At 59.9% G+C, this 22,106-nt stretch carries 20 protein-coding genes; 12 read left to right on the top strand and 8 right to left on the bottom strand.

Translation table 11 applies throughout. From position 1 onward, the window contains the following. The 8 genes from ACQKP4_RS17840 to ACQKP4_RS17805 form a co-directional block, all read left to right on the top strand. A partial coding sequence (locus ACQKP4_RS17840) for a phosphate ABC transporter substrate-binding protein PstS family protein (RefSeq protein ID WP_427634975.1) occupies positions 1-746 on the top strand: 746 nt, incomplete at its 5' end. Positions 747-942: 196 nt separating this feature from the next. Continuing rightward, complete coding sequence (locus tag ACQKP4_RS17835; protein WP_427634974.1) at positions 943-3,228, top strand: ABC transporter permease subunit; 2,286 nt, start codon at positions 943-945, stop codon at positions 3,226-3,228. A gap of 15 nt (positions 3,229-3,243) precedes the next feature. After that, positions 3,244-4,914: a phosphate ABC transporter permease PstA gene (gene pstA / locus ACQKP4_RS17830; RefSeq protein ID WP_427634973.1), complete on the top strand. Its 1,671-nt coding sequence runs from the start codon at positions 3,244-3,246 to the stop codon at positions 4,912-4,914. A 184-nt stretch (positions 4,915-5,098) separates the two neighbouring features. Further along, the gene (gene pstB / locus ACQKP4_RS17825; protein WP_427634972.1) at positions 5,099-5,932 is read left to right on the top strand and encodes a phosphate ABC transporter ATP-binding protein PstB; all 834 of its coding nucleotides are present in this window, start codon (positions 5,099-5,101) and stop codon (positions 5,930-5,932) included. 71 nt (positions 5,933-6,003) lie between these two features. Continuing rightward, positions 6,004-6,765: a phosphate signaling complex protein PhoU gene (gene phoU, locus ACQKP4_RS17820; protein ID WP_186531114.1), complete on the top strand. Its 762-nt coding sequence runs from the start codon at positions 6,004-6,006 to the stop codon at positions 6,763-6,765. Between the two features lie 155 nt (positions 6,766-6,920). Next, positions 6,921-7,814 carry a response regulator gene (locus tag ACQKP4_RS17815; protein WP_427634971.1) on the top strand — a complete coding sequence of 298 codons (894 nt, stop codon included), beginning with the start codon at positions 6,921-6,923 and terminating at the stop codon, positions 7,812-7,814. A 207-nt stretch (positions 7,815-8,021) separates the two neighbouring features. Continuing rightward, complete coding sequence (locus ACQKP4_RS17810) at positions 8,022-8,918, top strand: peptidoglycan DD-metalloendopeptidase family protein (RefSeq protein WP_427634970.1); 897 nt, start codon at positions 8,022-8,024, stop codon at positions 8,916-8,918. A 5-nt stretch (positions 8,919-8,923) separates the two neighbouring features. After that, positions 8,924-9,106 carry a hypothetical protein gene (locus tag ACQKP4_RS17805; RefSeq protein ID WP_427634969.1) on the top strand — a complete coding sequence of 61 codons (183 nt, stop codon included), beginning with the start codon at positions 8,924-8,926 and terminating at the stop codon, positions 9,104-9,106. 321 nt (positions 9,107-9,427) lie between these two features. Here the strand turns inward: ACQKP4_RS17805 and ACQKP4_RS17800 are convergent, their stop codons facing one another. From ACQKP4_RS17800 to phoB, 3 genes are all read right to left on the bottom strand, one after another. Continuing rightward, a complete protein-coding gene (locus ACQKP4_RS17800) occupies positions 9,428-10,768 on the bottom strand; it encodes a hemolysin family protein (protein ID WP_427634968.1) in 1,341 nt (446 codons plus the stop codon). A gap of 123 nt (positions 10,769-10,891) precedes the next feature. Further along, a complete protein-coding gene (gene phoR / locus ACQKP4_RS17795) occupies positions 10,892-12,178 on the bottom strand; it encodes a phosphate regulon sensor histidine kinase PhoR (RefSeq protein WP_427634976.1) in 1,287 nt (428 codons plus the stop codon). Between the two features lie 81 nt (positions 12,179-12,259). After that, positions 12,260-12,949: a phosphate regulon transcriptional regulator PhoB gene (phoB, locus tag ACQKP4_RS17790; RefSeq protein ID WP_427634967.1), complete on the bottom strand. Its 690-nt coding sequence runs from the start codon at positions 12,947-12,949 to the stop codon at positions 12,260-12,262. 151 nt (positions 12,950-13,100) lie between these two features. On the opposite strand from phoB, the gene ACQKP4_RS17785 reads away from it, so the two are divergent. Next, entirely contained in the window at positions 13,101-13,478 is a 378-nt protein-coding gene (locus tag ACQKP4_RS17785; RefSeq protein WP_427634966.1) for a COG4315 family predicted lipoprotein, read from the top strand. A 142-nt stretch (positions 13,479-13,620) separates the two neighbouring features. Here ACQKP4_RS17785 and ubiA read toward each other — a convergent pair whose 3' ends face one another. Together ubiA and ACQKP4_RS17775 are read right to left on the bottom strand one after the other, a co-directional pair. Further along, complete coding sequence (gene ubiA / locus ACQKP4_RS17780) at positions 13,621-14,511, bottom strand: 4-hydroxybenzoate octaprenyltransferase (protein ID WP_427634965.1); 891 nt, start codon at positions 14,509-14,511, stop codon at positions 13,621-13,623. Next, a complete protein-coding gene (locus ACQKP4_RS17775) occupies positions 14,511-15,074 on the bottom strand; it encodes a chorismate--pyruvate lyase family protein (RefSeq protein ID WP_427634964.1) in 564 nt (187 codons plus the stop codon). Before ACQKP4_RS17775 ends, ubiA begins: the two co-directional genes overlap by 1 nt. 202 nt (positions 15,075-15,276) lie before the next feature. On the opposite strand from ACQKP4_RS17775, the gene ACQKP4_RS17770 reads away from it, so the two are divergent. The 3 genes from ACQKP4_RS17770 (at position 15,277) to ACQKP4_RS17760 (ending at position 17,082) form a co-directional block, all read left to right on the top strand. Then, positions 15,277-15,444: a rubredoxin gene (locus tag ACQKP4_RS17770; RefSeq protein WP_427634963.1), complete on the top strand. Its 168-nt coding sequence runs from the start codon at positions 15,277-15,279 to the stop codon at positions 15,442-15,444. A 21-nt stretch (positions 15,445-15,465) separates the two neighbouring features. Beyond that, on the top strand, positions 15,466-16,614 hold the full coding sequence (locus ACQKP4_RS17765; RefSeq protein ID WP_427634962.1) for an NAD(P)/FAD-dependent oxidoreductase: 1,149 nt from the start codon (positions 15,466-15,468) through the stop codon (positions 16,612-16,614). 192 nt (positions 16,615-16,806) lie between these two features. Then, a complete protein-coding gene (locus ACQKP4_RS17760; protein ID WP_003195589.1) occupies positions 16,807-17,082 on the top strand; it encodes an HU family DNA-binding protein in 276 nt (91 codons plus the stop codon). Between the two features lie 106 nt (positions 17,083-17,188). Here the strand turns inward: ACQKP4_RS17760 and ACQKP4_RS17755 are convergent, their stop codons facing one another. From ACQKP4_RS17755 to tssI, 3 genes are all read right to left on the bottom strand, one after another. After that, entirely contained in the window at positions 17,189-17,707 is a 519-nt protein-coding gene (locus ACQKP4_RS17755; protein ID WP_427634961.1) for an Hcp family type VI secretion system effector, read from the bottom strand. A gap of 69 nt (positions 17,708-17,776) precedes the next feature. Continuing rightward, positions 17,777-18,466 carry a DUF2931 family protein gene (locus ACQKP4_RS17750; protein ID WP_427634960.1) on the bottom strand — a complete coding sequence of 230 codons (690 nt, stop codon included), beginning with the start codon at positions 18,464-18,466 and terminating at the stop codon, positions 17,777-17,779. After that, positions 18,459-21,884 carry a type VI secretion system tip protein TssI/VgrG gene (gene tssI / locus ACQKP4_RS17745; RefSeq protein ID WP_427634959.1) on the bottom strand — a complete coding sequence of 1,142 codons (3,426 nt, stop codon included), beginning with the start codon at positions 21,882-21,884 and terminating at the stop codon, positions 18,459-18,461. Before tssI ends, ACQKP4_RS17750 begins: the two co-directional genes overlap by 8 nt. Positions 21,885-22,106 lie beyond the last annotated feature (222 nt).

The raw sequence follows: 22,106 nt of genomic DNA, 5'->3' as shown, positions 1-22,106 counted from the left end.
AACCAACAATAAAAATAATGGGGTGGTGCTTGAAAACAATAATAAAACGCAGACTGGCTGCCTTCGAGCAGAAGTACGGCTACAAGCCAACCGCCATCCCGGTTGCCGTGGACGCCCTGGCGGTGTTCGTGCACAAAGACAACCCGATCCAGCACCTGACCATGGAACAAGTCGACGCGATCTTCTCGTCCACTCGTCTGTGCGGCGCCAAGACCGACGTCAAAACCTGGGGCGACCTGGGCGTGACCGGCGACCTGGCCAACAAGCCAGTCCAGTTGTTCGGTCGTAACTCGGTATCCGGCACTTACGGCTATTTCAAAGAAGAAGCCCTGTGCAAAGGCGACTACAAGCCAAACGTCAACGAGCAACCAGGCTCGGCGTCGGTCGTGCAGTCGATCAGTTCCTCGCTGAACGGCATCGGTTACTCGGGCATCGGCTACAAGACCGCTAGCGTGAAAACCGTGGCCCTGTCGAAGAAAGGCAGCACCGATTTCATCGAAGACACCGAAGAAAACGCACTGAACGGCAAATACCCGCTGTCGCGCTTCCTCTACGTCTACATCAACAAAGCCCCGAACAAGCCTCTGGCCCCGCTGGAAGCCGAGTTCGTGAAACTGGTTCTGTCCAAACAGGGCCAGGAAGTTGTGGTGAAAGACGGCTACATCCCGTTGCCGGCCAAGGTGGCTGCCAAAGCACTGGCTGACCTGGGTCTGCAAGAAGGCGGCGCTGAAGTCGCAAAAAAGTAACACCCTAGGCTCGGGGGTAAACCCCGGGCCTGTGTAGGAGCGAGCTTTTGTGGTGAGGGGGCAAGCCCCCTCACCACAGAGCCCGCTCCCACATACCCCCCAAATTTTCGATCCGCTGCCAGTTCCCACGGGCGGCGGATTTGTTGCGTCACTGCATTGTCATCTTTCTGTCATACAGGATCGCTAGGGTGTGCGCATGAATGATCTGGCCAAGTCCCCAATGACTACGACTTCCCCTCCCAAGCGCATTGATTTCAATACGCCTGAGCTGCAACGCAAGCGTCGCATCCGCGCGCTCAAGGATCGCCTGACCCGCTGGTACGTCCTCGTGGGCGGCCTCGCCGTTCTCGGCGCGATCACGCTGATCTTTTTCTTCCTCGCCTACGTCGTCGCGCCGCTGTTCCAGGGTGCGAGCCTGACGGCGCAGGACGCCATCACGCCTGCCTGGATGCAAGACGCCGGCAAGCCGTTGATGATCTCCCTGGAAGAGCAGAACCAGGTCGCGATGCGGGTTTCCGACAAGGGCCAGGCGTTGTTCTTCGACATCGACAGTGGCGCCGAACTGAAGCGCGTCGATCTGCCGATCCCGGCCGGCACCACCGTCACCTCCATTGGTGAAGACCAGCCCGGTCATCCGCTGGTTGCGGTGGGTTTGTCCAACGGCCAGGCGCTGGTGTTCCGGCACACTTATAAAGTCAGTTATCCGGACGGCAAGAAGACCATCTCGCCGGCCATCGAGTACCCGTACGGCGAAACGCCGATTGTGCTGAACGAGGCGGGCGGTGCGCTGGAGCACGTCAGCCTGAACGCCACCGACTCCACGCTGATGCTGGTCGGCTCCACCGGTTCGCAACTCAATGTGCTGTCGCTGACCAGCGAAGAAAACATGATGACCGGCGAAGTCACCAACGAGCAGAAGCGCATTGATCTGCCGCAGATGAACGAGCCGGTGAAAAACATCTTCGTCGATCCGCGTCAGCAGTGGCTGTACGTGATCAACGGACGCGCCCAGGCCGACGTGTTCAGCCTGCGCGACAAGAGCCTCAACGGTCGCTACAAACTGCTTGAGGACGGCGACGCGCAAATCACCGCCAGTACGCAACTGGTTGGCGGTATCTCGCTGATCCTCGGCGACTCCAAGGGTGGTCTGGCCCAGTGGTTCATGGCCCGCGACCCGGACGGCGAGCAGCGCCTGAAGCAGATTCGCACGTTCCAGATGGGCACCACGCCGATCGTTGAAATCACTGCCGAAGAGCGTCGCAAAGGCTTCGTGGCCCTTGATGCCTCCGGCAAGCTCGGCGTGTTCCACAGCACCGCGCACCGCACCTTGCTGGTCGATCAAGTGGTCGACGGCCAAGGCATCTTCGGTCTGTCGCCAAGGGCCAACCGGGTGATCGTCGAAGCAGGCGGCAAGATTCAACCGCTGCTGCTCGACAATTCGCACCCGGAAGTGTCCTGGAGCGCGTTGTGGAGCAAGGTCTGGTACGAAAACTACGACGAGCCTAAATACGTCTGGCAATCGACCGCCGCGAACACCGACTTCGAACCCAAGATGAGCCTCGCGCCACTGACCTTCGGTACGCTCAAGGCCGCTTTCTACGCCATGCTGCTGGCCGCGCCACTGGCCGTTGCCGCGGCGATCTACACCGCATACTTCATGGCCCCGAGCCTGCGCCGCAAGGTCAAGCCGGTGATCGAGCTGATGGAAGCGATGCCGACGGTGATCCTCGGTTTCTTCGCCGGCCTGTTCCTCGCGCCGTATGTCGAAGGGCATTTGCCCGGCATCTTCAGCCTGCTGATGCTGTTGCCGATTGGCATTCTGGTGGCCGGTTTTGCCTTCAGCCGCCTGCCTGAATCGATCCGCCTGAAAGTGCCGGACGGTTGGGAAAGCGCGATCCTGATCCCGGTGATCCTGTTCGTGGGCTGGCTCTCGCTGTACATGAGTCCGTACCTGGAAACCTGGTTCTTCGGCGGCGACATGCGCATGTGGATCTCCCACGACCTGGGCATCACCTACGACCAGCGGAACGCACTGGTGGTCGGCCTGGCGATGGGTTTCGCGGTCATCCCGAACATCTACTCCATCGCCGAAGACGCCGTGTTCAGCGTGCCTCGCGGCCTGACCCTCGGTTCGCTGGCCCTCGGCGCCACGCCGTGGCAGACCATGACCCGCGTGGTGATCCTCACCGCCAGCCCCGGTATCTTCTCGGCGCTGATGATCGGCATGGGCCGCGCGGTCGGCGAAACCATGATCGTGCTGATGGCCACCGGCAACACGCCGGTCATGGAAATGAACCTGTTCGAAGGCCTGCGCACCCTGGCCGCCAACGTCGCGGTGGAAATGCCGGAGTCTGAAGTCGGCGGCAGCCACTACCGCGTGCTGTTCCTCTCGGCGCTGGTGCTGCTGTTGTTCACCTTCGTCATGAACACCCTCGCAGAACTGATTCGTCAGCGTCTGCGCAAGAAATACTCGTCGCTTTAAGAAAGGTAGAAGTCTGTGAAACAGAACTCCCTGAATGGATGGTTCAAGAGCGGCGCCCCCGGCGTCTGGATCAGCGGTGGCGCGGTGTCCATCGCGGTCATCATGACCATTGGCTTGTTGGCGGTGATTGCCGTGCGCGGCCTGGGTCACTTTTGGCCGTCGGATTTGATTCACGCCAGCTACGACGTGCCGGGCCAGGCCAATCACCTGGTCATCGGCGAAGTGGTGCAGAAAGAAGAAGTCCCGCGCGAGCGTCTGAAAAGCGCTGGCCTGCCGGTGCCCGATCAGGGCCCGGAATTCATGACCCGCGAGCTGATCAAGGTCGGCAACCGTGACTTGAACGGCAACGACTTCACCTGGGTCGTTGGCGAGTGGCTGACGAATCAGAAGACCCCGCCCGAGCTGATGGCCATCGAGCGTCGCGAGTGGGGCAACTTCTACGGCTACCTGGTCAACGTCAAACAGGACGGCAAAGTCATCGCCGAGGGCGAAGCGGCCTGGCCCGAGTTGCAGGCACGCATCGACCGCGTGAGCAAGCTCGCGGCGCAACTGAAGTCGCTGGAAAAGACTGACATCGGCGCGATCAACGCCGGTCTGGAGCGCATCCGCCTGCACGGCCGCAAACTGGAACTGGCCGGCAAACTCGACGCCACCGCGCAAGCGGACATGGACGCCGAGCGCGCCGAACTCAACGCCCGTTACCAGGACATCGAAGCGCGCCTCAACGACCTGCACACCCAGTTCAACCGCGACAGCCTGACGGCCCGCGATGCGAACGGCAAAGAGGTCGAAATCGGCATCGGCAAAGTGGTGCACGCCTACCAGCCGAACGCCATGGGCACGATGACCAAGATCGGCTTCTACTTCAGCAAGGTCTGGGAATTCCTTAGCGACGACCCGCGTGAAGCGAACACCGAAGGCGGGATCTTCCCGGCGATTTTCGGCACGGTGATGATGACGCTGATCATGGCGATGATCGTGACGCCGTTCGGCGTACTGGCTGCGGTGTACCTGCGTGAGTACGCCAAGCAGAACACGCTGACCCGCATCATCCGTATCGCGGTGAACAACCTGGCGGGTGTTCCGGCGATTGTCTACGGCGTGTTCGGTCTGGGCTTCTTCGTCTATGTCCTGGGCGGTTCGGTGGACCGGTTGTTCTTCCCCGAAGCCTTGCCGGCGCCGACGTTTGGTACGCCGGGCCTGCTCTGGGCCTCACTGACCCTGGCGCTGCTGGCGGTGCCGGTGGTGATCGTGGCGACTGAAGAAGGTCTGGCGCGAATTCCTCGCACCGTTCGCGAAGGCTCGCTGGCTCTCGGCGCGACCAAGGCTGAAACCTTGTGGAAGATCGTGCTGCCGATGGCCAGCCCGGCCATGATGACCGGCATGATCCTCGCCGTGGCCCGCGCCGCCGGTGAAGTGGCGCCGCTGATGCTGGTGGGCGTGGTGAAACTGGCGCCGTCGCTGCCACTGGACGGCAACTACCCGTACCTGCACCTCGACCAGAAGATCATGCACTTGGGCTTCCACATTTATGACGTCGGCTTCCAGAGCCCGAACGTCGAAGCCGCGCGGCCACTGGTGTACGCCACGGCGCTGCTGCTGGTGCTGGTGATTGCGACATTGAACCTGTCGGCCGTTTACATCCGAAATCACCTGCGCGAGAAATACAAAGCGCTGGATAGTTAACACAAACCCTGTGGGAGCTGGCTTGCCAGCGATGCAGGCGACTCGGTCTGCCAGTAACACCGCGGTGATGTCATCGCTGGCAAGCCAGCTCCCACAGGAATCGCGACAGACACAGAATTTGAGTAACCCGCTGGCGTTGTCCGGCGGTTCAACGAACCGATTTTGTTAGCACAGGGAGCCTCCCATGCAGCACGAAACACATACCCACGGCATCAACATGTCGGCCCTGGGCCGCGACAAGCAGGGCCTGAACCTCGACAAGGAAACCGTGGCCATCGAAGTACCGGGCCTGAGCCTGTTCTACGGCGACAAACAAGCGCTGTACGACGTCAGCATGAACATCCCGAAACAGCGCGTGACCGCGTTCATCGGCCCGTCCGGCTGCGGCAAGTCCACGCTGCTGCGTACGTTCAACCGCATGAACGACCTGGTGGACGGTTGCCGCGTCGAAGGCGCGATCAACCTCTACGGCAACAACATCTACCGCAAGGGCGAAGACGTGGCCGAGCTGCGTCGCCGGGTCGGCATGGTGTTCCAGAAGCCGAACCCGTTCCCGAAAACCATCTATGAAAACGTGGTCTACGGCCTGCGCATTCAAGGCATCAACAAGAAGCGCATCCTCGACGAAGCCGTCGAGTGGGCGTTGAAAGGCGCGGCGCTGTGGGATGAGGTCAAGGACCGTCTGCACGAGTCGGCGCTGGGCTTGTCCGGTGGTCAGCAGCAACGTCTGGTGATCGCGCGCACCATCGCCGTGGAACCGGAAGTGCTGCTGCTCGACGAACCGTGCTCGGCACTCGACCCGATCTCGACGCTGAAAGTCGAAGAGCTGATCTACGAACTGAAATCCAAGTTCACCATCGTCATCGTCACCCACAACATGCAACAGGCCGCGCGGGTCTCGGATTACACGGCGTTCATGTACATGGGCAAACTGGTGGAGTTCGGCGACACCGACACCCTGTTCACCAATCCGGCGAAGAAACAGACCGAAGACTACATCACCGGTCGTTACGGCTAGGACGTTGTGGTTGTTCACTGAATTGATGCTGCGGTCGACCGCACCTTACCGGACGCTCCAAGGACGCCAACATGATTAGTAAAGAAGGCCTCACCCACCACATTTCCGCGCAGTTCAACGCCGAGCTGGAGGAAGTGCGCAGCCACCTCCTGGCCATGGGCGGGCTGGTGGAAAAACAGGTCAACGACGCAGTGACCGCGCTGATCGAGGCCGACTCCGGCCTGGCTCAGCAGGTGCGCGAGATCGACGACCAGATCAACCAGATGGAACGCAACATCGACGAAGAATGCCTGCGCATTCTCGCCCGTCGCCAGCCGGCGGCGTCTGATTTGCGGCTGATCATCAGCATTTCCAAGTCGGTGATCGACCTCGAACGCATCGGCGACGAAGCGACCAAGATCGCCCGTCGCGCCATTCAGTTGTGCGAAGAAGGCGAAGCGCCGCGCGGTTACGTCGAGGTTCGCCACATTGGTGACCAGGTGCGCAACATGGTCCGCGATGCACTGGACGCGTTTGCCCGTTTCGACGCCGACCTGGCGTTGTCGGTGGCGCAATACGACAAGATCATCGACCGCGAATACAAGACCGCGCTGCGCGAACTGGCGACCTACATGATGGAAGACCCGCGCTCTATCTCGCGGGTGTTGAGCATTATCTGGGTGCTGCGTTCGCTGGAACGGATCGGCGACCACGCGCGCAATATCTCGGAACTGGTGATTTACCTGGTGCGCGGCACCGACGTGCGTCACATGGGCCTCAAGCGCATGAAAGAAGAAGTTGAAGGGACAAGTGGCGAAACCGCTAATGTTCCGGGCGAAGCTGACGATAAGTAAGACTGCCCAAGAAAAACGCCCGGTCCTTTGGCCGGGCGTTTTTGTGTGTGGTTAGCAGCACCCGCGAACGAAAAGTCCCGGCGTGACTGAAGGTTTTTGGCAATGTGCCATCAGCAAAACGGTATGCTTGCCGGGATTTTTTCGAGGGGTGATGGATGAGCAAGATCAGTGTGTTGGTGGTGGACGATGCGGCGTTCATTCGTGACCTGGTAAAAAAGGCCCTGCGTAACTACTTCCCGGGCATCCGCACGGAAGATGCCATCAACGGCAGGAAGGCTCAGGCCATGCTGGCCAAGGAAGCGTTCGACCTGGTCCTGTGCGACTGGGAAATGCCGGAAATGTCCGGCCTGGAACTGCTGACCTGGTGCCGCGAGCAGGACAACCTCAAGACCATGCCCTTCGTGATGGTGACCAGCCGTGGCGACAAAGAGAACGTGGTGCAGGCGATTCAGGCCGGCGTTTCCGGCTACGTCAGCAAGCCGTTCACCAACGAACAACTGCTGACCAAGGTCAAGCAGGCGCTGAACAAGGTCGGCAAACTCGACGCCCTGATGGGCAGTGCGCCGTCCAAAATGAACTCGGCGTTCGGCAACGATTCCGTGAGCGCATTGACCGGCGGCAAGCCTGCCGTGGTCGCTGCCCCGGCTGCCGCCCCTTCGCGCGGTTTGCTCAACAGCCCGCCGGTCAAGGCTGCCGCCGCAGCGCCAGCCAGCGGTCGTGGCCAGGGCCAGTTGCGTTTGCCCAGCGGTATCCAGCAATGCGTGATCAAAGCCTTGAGCATCAAGGAAGCGCTGCTGGTGATCAAACGCACCGACACCCTGCCGCAAATTCTCGACAGCGCCGTGCTCGACCTGGAGCAGGGCGAAAGCGCTGAAGTCGCACGCCTCAACGGCTACCTGCACGCCGTCATCGCTCACGAACCCAAGCCCGACAGCGAGTGGCTGCAACTGACCTTCCGCTTTGTCGATCAAGACGCGCAGAAGCTCGACTACCTCTCCCGCCTGATCGCCCGCGGCACCGCGCAGAAACACTTCATACCTGGCGCGTGATCTTCGTCGCCTGAAAGTCCGCTATCGCGAGCAAGCTCGCTCCCACAGGTCCAGCGAAAATCCTGTGGGAGCGGGCTCGCTCGCGAAGGGGGCCTCACATTCACCGCACATCTGTGTATCAAACCCTTTTGAAACATCTGCCGACTACCCGGGTCCATTGCAGCTGCTAGGCTCCTTCCCAGGCCTTCCTCGACAGACTTTTTGCCCATGCTCGCGCGCCTGCTGTTTTTCTGTGGTCTTTTCCTGGCCTCCACCTCGACTGTGGCCATGACGATCTACAAGTCCAAAGACGCCAATGGCGTGGTTTCCTACAGTGACCGCCCCACGAAAGGCTCGCAGGTGTTCGTTTTTCGCGACCGCATGGACGAACACCTCGAGCGGCAGGTGTACCTCGATATCAAGAAGCAGAAGGGGGCGGACAGTGTGTTCGTGCGTAACGACCTGTACGCGCCGGTCGAGATCGAATTGAGTTTTGCCGGGCTGAAGAACGTCAATGGCGCGCCGAGCCGCCCGATCCGGCGGGTGATGCCGGCGCGCAGCAACATTCGCCTGGCGCTGCTGACGCCGATTAGCGGTGGAAAGCCGCTGGTGTATACCCCGAGGTTTCAATACTCACTGGGCGACCCTTCAGGCGCGGCTCAGAGCTATCGCTACCCGGTGCCCTGGCGCGGTGGGCCGTTTCGCCTGAGTCAGGGCGCCAATGGCCAATACAGTCACTTCGGACCGAAGAACCGCTACGCGCTGGACATCGCCATGCCGGAAGGCACGCCGATCATTGCGGCACGCGGCGGGGTGGTGGTGAAGACCGAGAACGCCCAGACCGGGCGCGGCACCGATCCGTCGGGCAACTTTGTGCGGGTGTTGCATGATGACGGGACCATGGGCGTGTATTTGCACCTCAAGCAAGGCTCGGTTTGCGTGCGCGAGGGACAGCGGGTGGCGGTGGGCAGCGCACTGGCGCTGTCTGGCAACACCGGCAACAGCAGCGGGCCGCACCTGCATTTTGTGGTGCAGCGCAATACGGGGTTGGGGCTGGTGTCGATTCCGTACCAGTTCAACCAGCCGGTCGGCGCGCTGCCCAACTTTGCGCTGGGCAAACAGTAAGCGCGATGAACATCAACTTTGGTGAGAGGGCTGCTGTGGCGAGGGGGCTAGCTGTGGCAAAGGGGCTAGCTGAGACAAGGGAGCTTGCTGTGGCAAGGAGACTTGCTGTGGCAGGGGAGCTTGCTGTGGTGAGGAGACTTGCTGTGGCAGGGGAGCTTGCTGTGGCAAAGTGGGGCTTGCTGTGGTGAGGGGGCTTGCTGTGGCAAAGGAGGCTTGCTGTGGTGAGGGGGGCTTGCTGTGGCAAAGGAGGCTTGCTGTGGTGAGGGGGCTTGCCCCCGTTGGGCGGCGAAGCCGCCCCCTGAACCTGCGATCGAGTAGATCCGGCAGACCGAATTCGGGCTGGGGGACGGCTTCGCCGTCCAACGGGGGCAAGCCCCCTCGCCACGGCAACCCCCCTTTGCCACAGGAAGCTGCCCTCACAGGAAGCTCCCTTGCCACAGCAAGTCTCCTTGCCATAGCAAGCTCACTTACCACAGCAAGCTCCTGAGCCACAAAGGCTCCAGCGACGATTAATCCAGCATCAACACCTTGGCCAATATGATTTTCGGCCCTTTCATTTTCTTGATGATGATCCGCAAGCCTTCGACTTCCAGCACTTCTTCCTCTTCCGGCACCCGTTTCAGGGTTTCGTAGATCAGCCCGGCGAGGGTTTCGGCTTCGACGTGGTCCAGGTCGATGCCCAGCAGGCGCTCGACCTTGAACAGCGGCGTATCACCGCGCACCAGCAGCTTGCCCGGCTGATACGCGAGGATCCCGCGTTCGGCCTTGCGGTGTTCGTCCTGAATGTCGCCGACCAGCACTTCCAGCACGTCTTCCATGGTCAGGTAACCGATGATGTTGCCATCGGCCTCTTCGACCAGCGCGAAGTGCGAGCCGCCCTTGCGGAATTGTTCCAGCAACTGCGACAGCGGCATGTGCCGCGAGATGCGCTCCAGCGGACGGGTCAGTTCAGCCAGGTTGAACGACTCGGGGATATGGTCCAGGGCCGCCAGTTCCAGCAGCAGATCCTTGATGTGCAGCAGGCCGACGAATTCCTGTCGATCGCTGTCGTACACCGGGTAACGGCTGAATTTATGACGACGGAACAGGGCGAGGATTTCCTTCAGCGGCGCGTTGAACTCCAGCGTCACCAGGTCTTCCCGGGAGTTGGCCCAGTCGACCACTTCCAGCTCGCCCATTTCCACGGCGGACGCCAACACACGCATGCCTTGGTCGCTCGGGTCCTGGCCACGGCTGGAGTGCAGGATCAGTTTCAGTTCTTCACGGCTGTAATGGTGTTCGTGATGCGGGCCGGGTTCGCCCTGGCCGGCGATCCGCAGGATCGCGTTGGCGCTGGCGTTCAGCAGGTAGATCGCCGGGTACATCGCCCAGTAGAACAAGTACAGCGGCACGGCAGTCCAGAGCGACAGCAGCTCGGGTTTGCGGATGGCCCAGGATTTCGGGGCCAGCTCGCCGACCACGATGTGCAGGTACGAGATGACGAAGAACGCGGCGAAGAACGACACGCCTTTGATCACTTCGGCCGACTGCACGCCGACGGCTTCAAGCATCGGCTCAAGAATGTGCGCGAACGCCGGCTCACCGACCCAGCCGAGGCCGAGGGAGGCGAGGGTGATACCCAACTGGCACGCCGAGAGGTACGCATCGAGCTGACTGTGAACCGTGCGCAGGATGTGCCCGCGCCAGCCGTTTTTATCAGCGATGGCCTCGACCCGGGTCGAGCGCAGTTTGACCATGGCAAATTCGGCCGCAACGAAAAATCCGTTGAGCAACACCAGGATCAGAGCAAAAAGAATCATGCCGAAATCGGCAAAGAGTGTTGCGAGGGTCAAGCCAGGGGAAGGGTCCATGATGGAGTTTTGCGGGTTCCGTGTATTCGAAATGGGGGGCAATGCAGTGCCTGAAGGGCAGGCACAAGTCAGCCAATGTAGCGGCTGACTTGGCGATTGCCTAGTGGCGCGTGCTGGCCGGTATCAGTCGATGGCGCCGATGACGGGGGATTTGCTCACCTGGGCCGGGGCGAAATGGCAGGTAAACGTGCTGCCGTGGCCCGGTACGCTGCTGATTTCCATCCGTGCGCGGTGGCGCAGCAGCACGTGTTTGACAATCGCCAGGCCCAGGCCCGTGCCACCGGTGTTGGAGTTGCGGCTGGAATCGACGCGGTAGAAACGTTCGGTCAGGCGCGGCAAGTGTTTGCTGTCGATGCCGATCCCCGAATCCTGCACGCTCAAATGCGCGCCTTGGTCATCGGCCCACCAGCGAATTCGGATATTGCCTTCGGCCGGGGTGTATTTCACCGCGTTGAACACCAGGTTGGAGAACGCGCTGCGCAATTCGGCTTCGCTGCCCTTGAGCAAAATCGTCGGATCGGCTTCCAGGGTGATGCGCTGGTTTTTCTGGGCCGACAGCTGCTGCGCATCGCTTTTGATCGACCCCAGCAAGCCATCGATTACCACTGGCTGGTTGTCCGACGGGTAATCGGTGGCTTCCAGTTTGGCCAGCAGCAACAAGTCGTTGAGCAAGGTTTGCATGCGCCCGCCCTGCTGCTGCATTTGCTGCAGGGCGCGGGTCCAGCGCGGGTTCACGTCTTCGACGTTGTCGAGCAGGGTCTCCAGGTAGCCGCAGATCACCGTCAGCGGTGTGCGCAGTTCGTGGGAGACGTTGGCGATGAAGTCCTTGCGCATCTGTTCCAGCTGATGGATACGCGTGACGTCGCGCACCAGCATCAAGTGTTCGTTGTTGCCGTAGCGCGTGATGTACAGCTGGATGCGGACGCGGTCGTTGATCGGCGAAGGGATTTCCAGCGGTTCGGCGTAACTGTCCTGCTCGAAGTATTCCTTGAAGCGCGGATGGCGCACCAGGTTGGTCACCGGTTGCCCGCTGTCCTGAGGCGTCTTGAGGCCCAGCAAGGTTTCGGCGGCGCGGTTCCACCATTCCAGGTTGCCGTCGCTGTCGAGCATGATCACGGCGTCTTTGAGCGCCGCAGTGGATTCCTGAACCCGGTCGATCACCGCTTGCAAGCGCCCGCGTACACGCTGATCGCGGCGTTGCAGGTGGTAGATGCTGTCGAACACTTCGCCCCACAGGCCATAACCGTCGGGCGGTGCTTCATCGGGTTGGTGCAGGCGCAGCCATTCGTGCAGACGCAGCAGTTGCTTGAGGGTCCACGCCAGATAAAAGCCCAGGCCCGCGGCGAGGCTCCAGCCGTAGTAACCGGTGATCAGGCCGACCAGTAAACAACCGGTCACCAGCAACAGCATGTGGCGGATCAGGGTGCCATGCCAGTTTTGGTTCAATTGAACACGCGTCCTTGTCAGCTTGTCGGGCGGGAAAGGGCCGGGTCAGGCTTTTGTCGAAAAACGGTAACCGGTGCCGCGCACGGTTTGTACCAGATTTTCGTAGGTCTCACCGAGGGCTTTGCGCAGACGGCGGATGTGCACGTCGACGGTGCGCTCCTCGACATACACATTGCCGCCCCAGACCTGGTCCAGCAGTTGGCCTCGGGTGTAGGCGCGTTCCTGGTGGGTCATGAAAAATTGCAGCAAGCGGTATTCGGTCGGGCCCATCTCGGCGGGTTTGCCGTCGATGGTCACGCGGTGGCTGATCGGGTCCAGAAGCAGGCCACCGATCTCGATCGGCGCCTCGCCGTCGGTAGGGCCGGCGCGGCGCAGCACGGCTTTGAGACGTGCGACCAGCTCACGAGGGGAAAAGGGTTTGGTGATGTAATCGTCGGCGCCGACTTCCAGGCCCTGGATCTTGTTGTCCTCTTCGCCCTTGGCGGTGAGCATGATGATCGGGATGTCCCCGGTCAGCTCGTCGCGCTTGAGGCGCCGGGCCAGTTCGATACCCGAGGTGCCGGGCAGCATCCAGTCCAGCAGGATCAGGTCCGGTTTGCGGTCGACGATGATGGCATGGGCCTGCTGCGAGTTCTCCGCCTCCAGGCAGTCATAGCCGGCCATTTCCAACGCCACGGCGATCATTTCGCGAATGGGCGCTTCGTCGTCGACGATCAGAATGCTCCTGCCAACCATGCCTTAATCCTCTTGTCATTTAACTGTCTTGCGCCGCATTAGATAACGGAATTATTGCAGTCGTGTGACAGCAATTTAGCAGCCCGGCGATTGTCGTGATCGTGAACTAAGCTCTAAGTCCGAATCCTGACAACCACAAAAGAAGGTTTCCATGACTCAATACACGCAATCCTTTAAAGCTCTGATGTTGGCCGCTGCCCTGGCGTTACCGGCAATGGCGTTCGCCGCAGACCCGGCAATGATGAAAGACGGGATGATGGTCGACCACAAAGGCATGACCGTTTATACGTTCGACAAGGACGCTGGCGGCAAGTCGATGTGCAACGCTGATTGCGCCAAAAACTGGCCGCCGATGATGGCCCCGGCGGGTGCCAAGGCCGATGGCAAATGGAGCGTCATCAAGCGTGACGACGGCACGATGCAATATGCCTACGACGGCAAACCGCTGTACACCTTCGTGAAGGACGAAAAACCTGGAGAAATGAAAGGCGAAGGCATGAAAGATATGTGGCACACGGTGAAGCATTGATCCCTGTTTGATCGTCCCTGTGGGAGCGGGCTTGCTCGCGAAGGCGGTATCAGCGTCGACATCACTGTTGGCTGACATCCCGCTTTCGCGAGCAAGCCCGCTCCCACATTCGTTCTGGATACCCGCCAAGGCGGCATCCGTCTCAACGCAACGCGTAATCCAGCACAATCCCGACAAAAATCGCCAACCCGGCCCAGTGGTTGTGCAAGAACGCCTTGAAGCAACGCATCCGGTCCTTGCCCCGCGTGTACCAGAACTCCCAGGCAAAACAGCCCGCCGCCGCCAGCAGTCCCAGGTGGAACCAGCCGCCCAGCTCGAATTTCGACCCGGCCAGCAGCAGGCAGCCCAGTGCCAACGCTTGCAGCGTCAGGATGATCACCCGGTCCGCCTCGCCAAACAGAATCGCCGTGGATTTCACGCCGATCTTCAAATCGTCATCGCGGTCCGTCATCGCGTAATAGGTGTCGTAGCCCACCGTCCACAACAGGTTGGCGATCCACAGCAGCCACGCGGCAGCCGGCAGCTCACCGGTTTCGGCGGTGAACGCCATCGGCATCCCCCAGGAAAACGCCGCGCCCAGCACCACTTGCGGGTAATAGGTGTAGCGCTTCATGAACGGGTAGCTGAAGGCCAAGGCCAACCCGCCGAACGACAGCCAGACCGTCGCCGCGTTGGTGCACAGCACCAGCAGGAAGCTAACGCCCATCAGCAGCGCGAAGAACACCAAGGCTTCTTTGGAGCTGATCTTGCCGCTGACCAGCGGCCGTTGTTCGGTGCGCTTCACGTGGCCGTCGACTTTGCGGTCCGCCCAGTCGTTGATCACGCAACCGCCCGCACGGGTCAACACCACGCCCAGCACAAAAATCAGCACATTGGCCAATGACGGCGAGCCTTTGCCGGCAACCCACAATGCCCACAGCGTCGGCCACAGCAGCAGGTAAATGCCGATCGGTTTGTCCATGCGCGTCAGTTGAATGAAATCCCAGGCCCGAGGGTTCACGCGGTTCAAGGACTTGAGCAGGCTCTGGTACATCAGCAGTTCTCCGGATGGGCGCGGGCGGCGTTCCATAAGGTCGGCAGGAAAATCTCGGCCACCAGCACGCTCAGGGCGCCACGGTCGAAACGCGAGCGACGGCCCCACAGCCGGGGGGCGCGGGATTCCAGCGGCAGCCATTGTTCAGGATAGTGACAAACCTCGATGGCCTGGCGCTGGAACGCCTGATCGCAAAACAGCAATTCGCCCAACGAGCGGCTGCCCAACTCGTCCATGTGCAAGCCGTCGCCCTGCAACGCCTGGCGCGACGCCACGCTGCGCGCAAACACCCAGGCTTCGCCGTGACCGCGCAAATACACCTCGCGCACCCAGCCTTCGCTGCCTTCGGCCAAATCCAGCGCGGCGCATTCGTCGGCGCGCAGCGCTTGCCAGCCTTCAAACAGCGGCGTGACGCTGAAGCCGTCATTCGACAAGCGGATCAAACGCCGGGTCAGGGAGCCTTCGTCGAACAGCCAGTCGAGGGTAGACGTGTCGGGGAGGGGCGTCAGTTGGCGTTGAGGGAGCCAAAGCGGGGGCACGGCGGGGGATTTTGAGTGCGGCACAGTGAGTCATTATTGGCAGCAAATGAGGCGGCGAGCTTACCATGTCAGCCGGCGACTTTGATTGATCCGGGCCGCCGTTGCGCCGAACACGCTTGCATCTGCCGGGCCCGATCAGTACAAAACGCCCCTGAGCCGAACGGCAACGCTCCATCCATCGACTGTTCGCGCCGACAATCTGCCTGAATCCTGAGGAAGTACCTGAATGAAAAAGTGGCAATGTGTGGTCTGCGGCCTGATCTATGACGAAGCCGAGGGCTGGCCGGACGACGGCATTGTGCCGGGCACCCTGTGGCAGGACGTGCCGGAAGACTGGCTGTGCCCGGACTGCGGCGTCGGCAAAATGGATTTCGAAATGATCGAAATCAACTAAGACAACCTAAAGGAGTAAGGAATGAACGCACCTGTCGTGATCGTCGGCACCGGGCTGGCTGGCTACAACCTGGCCCGGGAATTTCGCAAGCTCGATGGCGAAACCCCGCTGCTGCTGATTACCGCCGATGACGGGCGCTCCTACTCCAAGCCGATGCTCTCCACCGGTTTCGGTAAAAACAAAGACGCCGACGGCCTGAGCATGGCCGAACCCGGTGCGATGGCCGAACAACTGAAGGCCGAAGTGCGCACCCACACGCGCATCAGCGGCATCGACCCGGGCCACAAGCGCTTGTGGATCGGTGAGGAATCGGTGATTTACCGCGACCTGATCCTGGCCTGGGGCGCGGAAACCGTGCGTGTGCCAATCGAAGGCGACGCGGCCGACGCGGTGTTTCCGATCAACGATCTGGAAGACTACGCACGCTTCCGGGCCGCAGCCGCGGGCAAGCGCAGAGTATTGCTGCTCGGTGCCGGCCTGATCGGCTGCGAGTTTGCCAACGACCTGATGCTGGGCGGTTACCAGGTGCAACTGGTGGCGCCGTGCGAACAAGTCATGCCGACGCTGTTGCACCCGGCGGCGGCCGCTGCCGTTCAGGCCGGGCTGGAAAGCCTCGGCGCGCGCTTTCACCTCGGCCCGGTGCTCAACCGCTTGCTGCGTGTGGCTGACGGGCTGGAAGCGCACCTGTCCGACGGTCAGGTCATCCCGTGCGACGTGGTGGTCTCGGCCATCGGCCTGCGCCCGCGCATCGACCTGGCTGCGGCGGCCGGCGTACAGGTCAATCGTGGCGTGATGGTCGACCGTCACCTGAAAACCTCTCACGCCAACATCTACGCGCTGGGCGACTGTGCCGAAGTCGACGGGCTGAATCTTTTGTACGTCATGCCCCTCATGAGCTGTGCGAGAGCGCTCGCGCAAACCCTCGCCGGCAACCCGACCGCCGTCAGTTATGGCCCGATGCCGATCACGGTTAAAACCCCGGTCTGCCCGCTGGTGGTTTCACCGCCACCACGGGGCACGGAAGGGGTCTGGACCGTTGAAGGGCAGGGCGCCGACGTCAAGGCGCTGTGCCGCGACGCCAGCGGGAAACTGCTGGGTTACGCCCTGACCGGCGCGGCGGTGATGGAAAAACTGGCCCTCAACAAAGAGCTTCCGGCGCTGCTGGCATAAATACCGGTCGTTCTGTCGGATTCACCCCTGTTTTGCCCCCACAAAGGTTGCGCCGAGACTGGCGCGGCTCTCGCGTGCGTGCCATTCTCACTCCCGTCTGCCGCAGAGTAGAGCACCTGCGGCGCTTTGGGCGCTGTTCCAATGAGAACAGCACGGACATAACAACAAAAAACCGTCAAAGGGGCTTCACTAATGCGTAAACCAGATCTCGCCGCTGCAATCGCTGAAAAAGCAGACCTCACCAAAGAGCAGGCCAACCGCGTTCTCAACGCCGTTCTCGAAGAAATTACCGGCGCCCTGCACCGCAAAGACAGCGTCACGCTGGTGGGCTTCGGTACCTTCCTGCAACGCCATCGCGGTGCCCGCACCGGCAAAAACCCGCAAACCGGTGAGCCCGTCAAAATCAAGGCCAGCAACACTGTTGCGTTCAAGCCAGGTAAATCGTTGAAAGATAGCGTTAATCCTTAATTGCGGCGAACTCCCTGAACCACGGGGAGAACCGTATAAAAAATGGGCACGCCGATTGATCGGGTGCCCATTTTTTGTGGCTGGTCGAAATGTGCCGAGTGGCTATTTAGCCGGTCACCGGGGTACGCCAGTCATCGGAGCCGGAAGTACCGGATATTTCGTGGGTCCAGGTGATTTTGCGGTAGGTGAATTGCACTTCTTCCAGGTGCGTGAAGTGCGAGTTCGACGGGTCCTGGCAGTTGTGCATGGTGTTGTTGATGGCAACGATGATCGCGTCTTCCAGTTTGGTGGTGTAGTAGTGCTCCTGGGTGCCTTGGGCCGACGTGCGAAACCACTGGACAACGATTTCGCTCATGCGCTCGCCAGAGGTCAACGCCGCTTGCAGCAGCGGCGAAGCCTTGTCGTAGACCTTGGTAACCACCACGGGTTTGTGAATGCGCTGGCCGGTGGGCTGACCGGATTGCGGGTCCCGCGGGATGATCACGTCATGGCTGAATGCCTGAACCATGACCTGATCTTCATGACCCTCCTGGTAGGTGTTGCCCACCGAGTCGGCGGTGAAGGCGCCGGCAGTGATCAGTCCTTGTTTTTCGCCGATGACGGACATGTACGCTGGTGTTGCCATGGGTTTGCTCCTTGCAGAAGTTAAGTGCCGGAATGGCACTGTTACTTGGGGGTGAAGCCGTGACTTTTGTTACCAGGAACCGTAGGGGATGCCGAACTTGTCGATGTAGGCTTTCGATTCTTCTAAAAGCGGCCGATGTTTTCCATTGGACCTGCCCCCGTAGGGGCCTTCGGGATTGATCGTGCCTTGGACTCGGGTGGCTTCGATCGCCGTCAGACAGGGTCCTTCTACCCAGACTTTGGCGATGCCTCCTGGCGCCAGGCCTACGACTAGCAATTCTCGATAGTCCGTTATGACCTTACCGTCAAATGCGCAAAACACTTCTTCGCGCTTGCGCATTAGCTGTCTGACTGATTCGGTAATCTCGATGTAGGCTTCATAGGTTTGTGGTTCGGCCATGGATTGCCAGCGTACGTACACCAGTCGGGGTAGATCAGCTCCCGTTACATACCGACCCTTTCCTCCTGGATTTTCGTGCCATCCCGCTGGCTTGCCTCTGAACTCAGACGGCACGCCTTTGCTCATCGCGCGTGGATACCCCATAGCCGGTATGCCGCCGCCCGCGCCGCGGAACACCCGCCCATTGATATCAACGACATCCGCGGTTTCGATCCAGACCTCCATATAGTCGGGCGCAAAAAAATCAAGGCTCCACGCGTCATAAGGGAGTGATTTGCTTTTGACAGAGGCACATCCTCCCAACAACCCGAATAGCAGCAGCGCAAAGCCGGTCTTAAGGGGGGATGAGCGCTTACGCATTGGGATGCACCACGCGTTTATAGTTTTCGGCAGGTCGATTGATAAACACGATGTTCAGATCGCTGTTGTTCCAGCCCTTGGCAGCATTCCAGTTGGCAGACAGATGGATGTAGCGCTGATAGAGCAACTCCTCCTCGATTACGCTCAAGCCCACAACACGAGTTTCGCCCAGCGCAAAGGCCATCAGTTTTTTCGCGATGTCATGGAGTTCGTCGGGTAAGACTAACTTTGGATCTTTATCGTTGATCAGGCGAAAAGGCACATCATTTCTTGCTGCCAGCTCGCGCATGATTCGCAGGTAAACCAACGCCAGATCGTTGCGCACAATCCTTTCGCTGCGGACCGCTGCATAGACATTTTTCGATTTGGATCTGTCGCCTTTTGCGCTGCTGGTCGTCTCCACCGCCCAGGTTTTCACGTCCAGTGCAAGCCCGTACAGATTGAGCTGATCCTGAAGCGGCCCCAGTTCTTGGTGAGCCCAGCGATAGGCGGTTGACGCTGCAGCCGGCACGTAAAGATCTTCGTCGCGGCTACAGCGCGGCTTGCTAAGCAGAACGCGTTCAATGACGTTCGGCAGATACCCACCGCCCAGGTCAGAGTGAACGCCGGGCAGCACGATATCGGCAGAGCCGGCGCTGTTGAGCGAGAAGTTGTGGCGTCGCTCGTCTCGTGCCACCAGGTGCACGATTTTTTTTGCGATATCGGGCGTCAGACACAGATTGACGCCGGGGTTGTTGCCGTCGTGGACGCTAAGGTCGCCGTCGGCTATGCCTGCTACGGCGGCAGCGGTGTCGAAGATGCCGATGAAGTTGATGGAGACATCTGTATTCGCGCGCCAGTTGAATCCCTCAACAAAACCCGGAGCATCCTTCAGGGCCGACGCCAGAATACTTTGGCTACCCTTCATGACTTCATTCGCGAAGTGCCGAGCCGCGGCGGCGCCTCGACTGAAGCCAAAAATATCGAACTCTACTCGCTCAATTTCCCGTTCAAAGTTGATCAACTGAAACCGCCGAAGCTTTTTATTTATGAGTGAAGGACTTTGCTCAACTCTCGCCAGCACGCCATGGGCACCTACGCCGGTTGCCTGCGAAAAAGTTGAGTCCCCTTTACTACTGCTAGTACCGATGCCATCCAGATAAACGGGGATGTAGCCAACGGTTTCGTCAGCAGCCAATAACCGCTCACTATCATCGGCGTACAGGCCATAAAGCTTCGCCACATTACTCGTGTCATTCCCAAAACTGCTGTCCGGCATGTTCCCCTGACCGTCGTACCCATGCGCCTGACAAAACTGCTGAATATCCTCCGCCTCTTCCAGCAGATTCACATCCCGCGCATAACACCCGGCGACCATTTCACTGTTGGAGCGGTTATTTCCGGTGCCATCAAAAAACACGCCGATTCGTAACGTAATGCCTTCGTCTTCGACTTCCTCCTCTTCTTCCTCCAGCTCACTAGAGTCATTCGCTTCCGCCGGAGAAGGCTCGGGCGCGACGGATATCAACAAGCCCGCCGCTGCCCCCTGCAACAAGGTATGCGCCGGCGTACCCGGCACCGGAGCACCCCCGACACCAATCGCGCTGCTACTGAAAATACCGTCGGCGTTGAGCACGATGTGTTGATCGCCAACTTTGATAGAAAGGCTCTCACCGCCATCTATCACAAGGTGTGTACCCGCCTTGATGTGCACCTGCTGACCGGATTCGATAACCAGCGTTTCATCGGATCTTGTGTGGCTGTCGCCAGAGACATGCAGGAAGTTGTTGCCGCTCACCTGGATCTTTTGATCCGACGTTATGGTGAGGTGCTCTGCAGATCCCAGCACCGTAATACGGTCGCCCTTGACGGTGACTCGACTCTCATTGCCCACTTCCAGCCGGCTGTCATTTCCAACCTTCTGCTCCATATCCCGCTGAGCACGCAGGTGGAGCAGCTCATCGCCAGCGCGATCTTCCATCGACAGCTCGTTGTAGCCACCCGTGCTGGGGGAGCTGTGGCTGCGAAGCACTGTTTTGGTCTTGTTTTCAGGCAATGGATAAGGCGGCGGCGTGACCTTGTTGATCAGGCAACCGGTGATCAACGGATTATCGGGATTGCCTTCGAGGTAGGTGACGAGGACTTCCGTCCCGATACGCGGAATGATCACCGTGCCGAAGTTGTCGCCCGCCCAACTGGACGCTACCCGGAGCCAGCAACTGCTGTTTTCATAGTTGCGATCAGACCGGTCCCAGAAAAAACTGACTTTCACGCGACCGTATTCGTCGCAATAAATCTCTTCGCCGACAGGCCCGGTGACGCGAGCGGTCTGGCAACTCAGCGTGGATCTTGGTGCAGTCATCGGTGGCCGATAAAACACGTCCCACGGAATCGCACTGAAGCTGTTTCGGTAGCCTTGGGTAAAACCGTCCGCAGACTCAGTCGCGGCAGTGGCCGACTCTTCGAGCACCTGGGGGCTTTTCCCGGTGTGGGTAACACTCAGCAGTAGCCATAGATCGTTGTGCTTTTCTTGTGGGCATTTGGTCAGGCCGAAAAAATGGCCGCTGCGCAGCGCCGGCTGATCGCTTTTACCTTCCGCCAACTGGTAATCGACCCGGTGCCGTTCCAGTGCCTGCCGGGCAAGTTCTTTGCCGCGCTTCTCGCTCTCGAATAACAGCGGGTAGCTGTAGTCTTCGAGCTTGGGGTCGAACTCGGCAGTAAAGCGACTTTCCAGCAGCGCGTTCGGGCGTTTCAGGTCGTAGTGACGGCGGGTAACGACGCTGGGGCGGGTTTGAAAACCCATGGAAAACTGGCTGACGACCGGATGCTCGGCCACCATGCTCGAGTCTTGTTGATACGGGGTTTCGTCCAGTTTGGGGAAGTAGGTCTGGTCGTCAGTGAACACCAACAGATGTCCATCGCGGGAATGCTGGTGATGCCACGCTATACCGTCCTCGGCGCACAGGCGCTGGACGAACTCCAAATCGTTTTCCCGGTATTGAGTGCAGTATTCGCGCGGGGGATTTGCCTTGACGTGGAAGGTGAATGCATCGGCGTGAATGCCGTGCTCCTTGAGGACTTGAGCGATGATCTGCGGCACCGTCCGATTCTGAAAGATCCGCTGATCCTGGCTGAATTGCAGGTAATGCAGCGCCGGCACCAGGCTCACTCGGTAGCGGGTCAGGCGTTTGCCAGGATCACCTACAGACACCCCGTCGATGTGTCCGTGAATACCCTCGCCGTTAAGGCCGAATTTAAGAAATGCAGGTTGGAGAAGAAGACTCTCCAGTTCGATGTCGGGATCTTCACTGACCAGATCAACGTGAATTGAATACAAGGCACTGATCGTTTCGGTGCCTTCAAACGACAGCACCTTGAAATCATTGCGGACCGATGGGATCTCTAGCGTGAAATTGACAGCATCGACGGGTGCGAGCATGCGCTTGTCCTTTTGCTTGTTCGTCGCTCGTCCTTAAGCGCAGGGGGAGAAAATCGCGAAATCCAGACTGTATCCAGGATGGAAACGCTTCCAGGCCTGGCACCGTACCAAGGCAATAAAAGTGTTTATGTAGGACCGGGCCGAGAGTCCAGAAGGACATTTCTTGATTTCAGAATGTTGCGTAGCAATTGGATGCGAAGTTCATACAATTGCCCGATGAAT

The sequence above is a fragment of the Pseudomonas sp. NPDC086278 genome (genome assembly GCF_050280905.1).
Classification (GTDB): domain Bacteria; phylum Pseudomonadota; class Gammaproteobacteria; order Pseudomonadales; family Pseudomonadaceae; genus Aquipseudomonas.
This window is presented reverse-complemented; position numbering and strand designations above follow the sequence as displayed.

Bases quoted from the DNA above. Each gene is read 5' to 3' on its own strand.
- pstB (WP_427634972.1), top strand. From the start codon at position 5,099: ATGCAGCACGAAACACATACCCACGGCATCAACATGTCGGCCCTGGGC.
- ACQKP4_RS17785 (WP_427634966.1), top strand. From the start codon at position 13,101: ATGACTCAATACACGCAATCCTTTAAAGCTCTGATGTTGGCCGCTGCC.
- ACQKP4_RS17805 (WP_427634969.1), top strand. From the start codon at position 8,924: ATGAACATCAACTTTGGTGAGAGGGCTGCTGTGGCGAGGGGGCTAGCT.
- ACQKP4_RS17810 (WP_427634970.1), top strand. From the start codon at position 8,022: ATGCTCGCGCGCCTGCTGTTTTTCTGTGGTCTTTTCCTGGCCTCCACC.
- ACQKP4_RS17750 (WP_427634960.1), bottom strand. From the start codon at position 18,466: ATGCGTAAGCGCTCATCCCCCCTTAAGACCGGCTTTGCGCTGCTGCTA.
- tssI (WP_427634959.1), bottom strand. From the start codon at position 21,884: ATGCTCGCACCCGTCGATGCTGTCAATTTCACGCTAGAGATCCCATCG.
- ACQKP4_RS17755 (WP_427634961.1), bottom strand. From the start codon at position 17,707: ATGGCAACACCAGCGTACATGTCCGTCATCGGCGAAAAACAAGGACTG.
- phoR (WP_427634976.1), bottom strand. From the start codon at position 12,178: ATGCTGTTGCTGGTGACCGGTTGTTTACTGGTCGGCCTGATCACCGGT.
- phoB (WP_427634967.1), bottom strand. From the start codon at position 12,949: ATGGTTGGCAGGAGCATTCTGATCGTCGACGACGAAGCGCCCATTCGC.
- ACQKP4_RS17815 (WP_427634971.1), top strand. From the start codon at position 6,921: ATGAGCAAGATCAGTGTGTTGGTGGTGGACGATGCGGCGTTCATTCGT.
- ACQKP4_RS17800 (WP_427634968.1), bottom strand. From the start codon at position 10,768: ATGGACCCTTCCCCTGGCTTGACCCTCGCAACACTCTTTGCCGATTTC.
- ACQKP4_RS17760 (WP_003195589.1), top strand. From the start codon at position 16,807: ATGCGTAAACCAGATCTCGCCGCTGCAATCGCTGAAAAAGCAGACCTC.
- ubiA (WP_427634965.1), bottom strand. From the start codon at position 14,511: ATGTACCAGAGCCTGCTCAAGTCCTTGAACCGCGTGAACCCTCGGGCC.
- ACQKP4_RS17835 (WP_427634974.1), top strand. From the start codon at position 943: ATGAATGATCTGGCCAAGTCCCCAATGACTACGACTTCCCCTCCCAAG.
- ACQKP4_RS17770 (WP_427634963.1), top strand. From the start codon at position 15,277: ATGAAAAAGTGGCAATGTGTGGTCTGCGGCCTGATCTATGACGAAGCC.
- ACQKP4_RS17765 (WP_427634962.1), top strand. From the start codon at position 15,466: ATGAACGCACCTGTCGTGATCGTCGGCACCGGGCTGGCTGGCTACAAC.
- phoU (WP_186531114.1), top strand. From the start codon at position 6,004: ATGATTAGTAAAGAAGGCCTCACCCACCACATTTCCGCGCAGTTCAAC.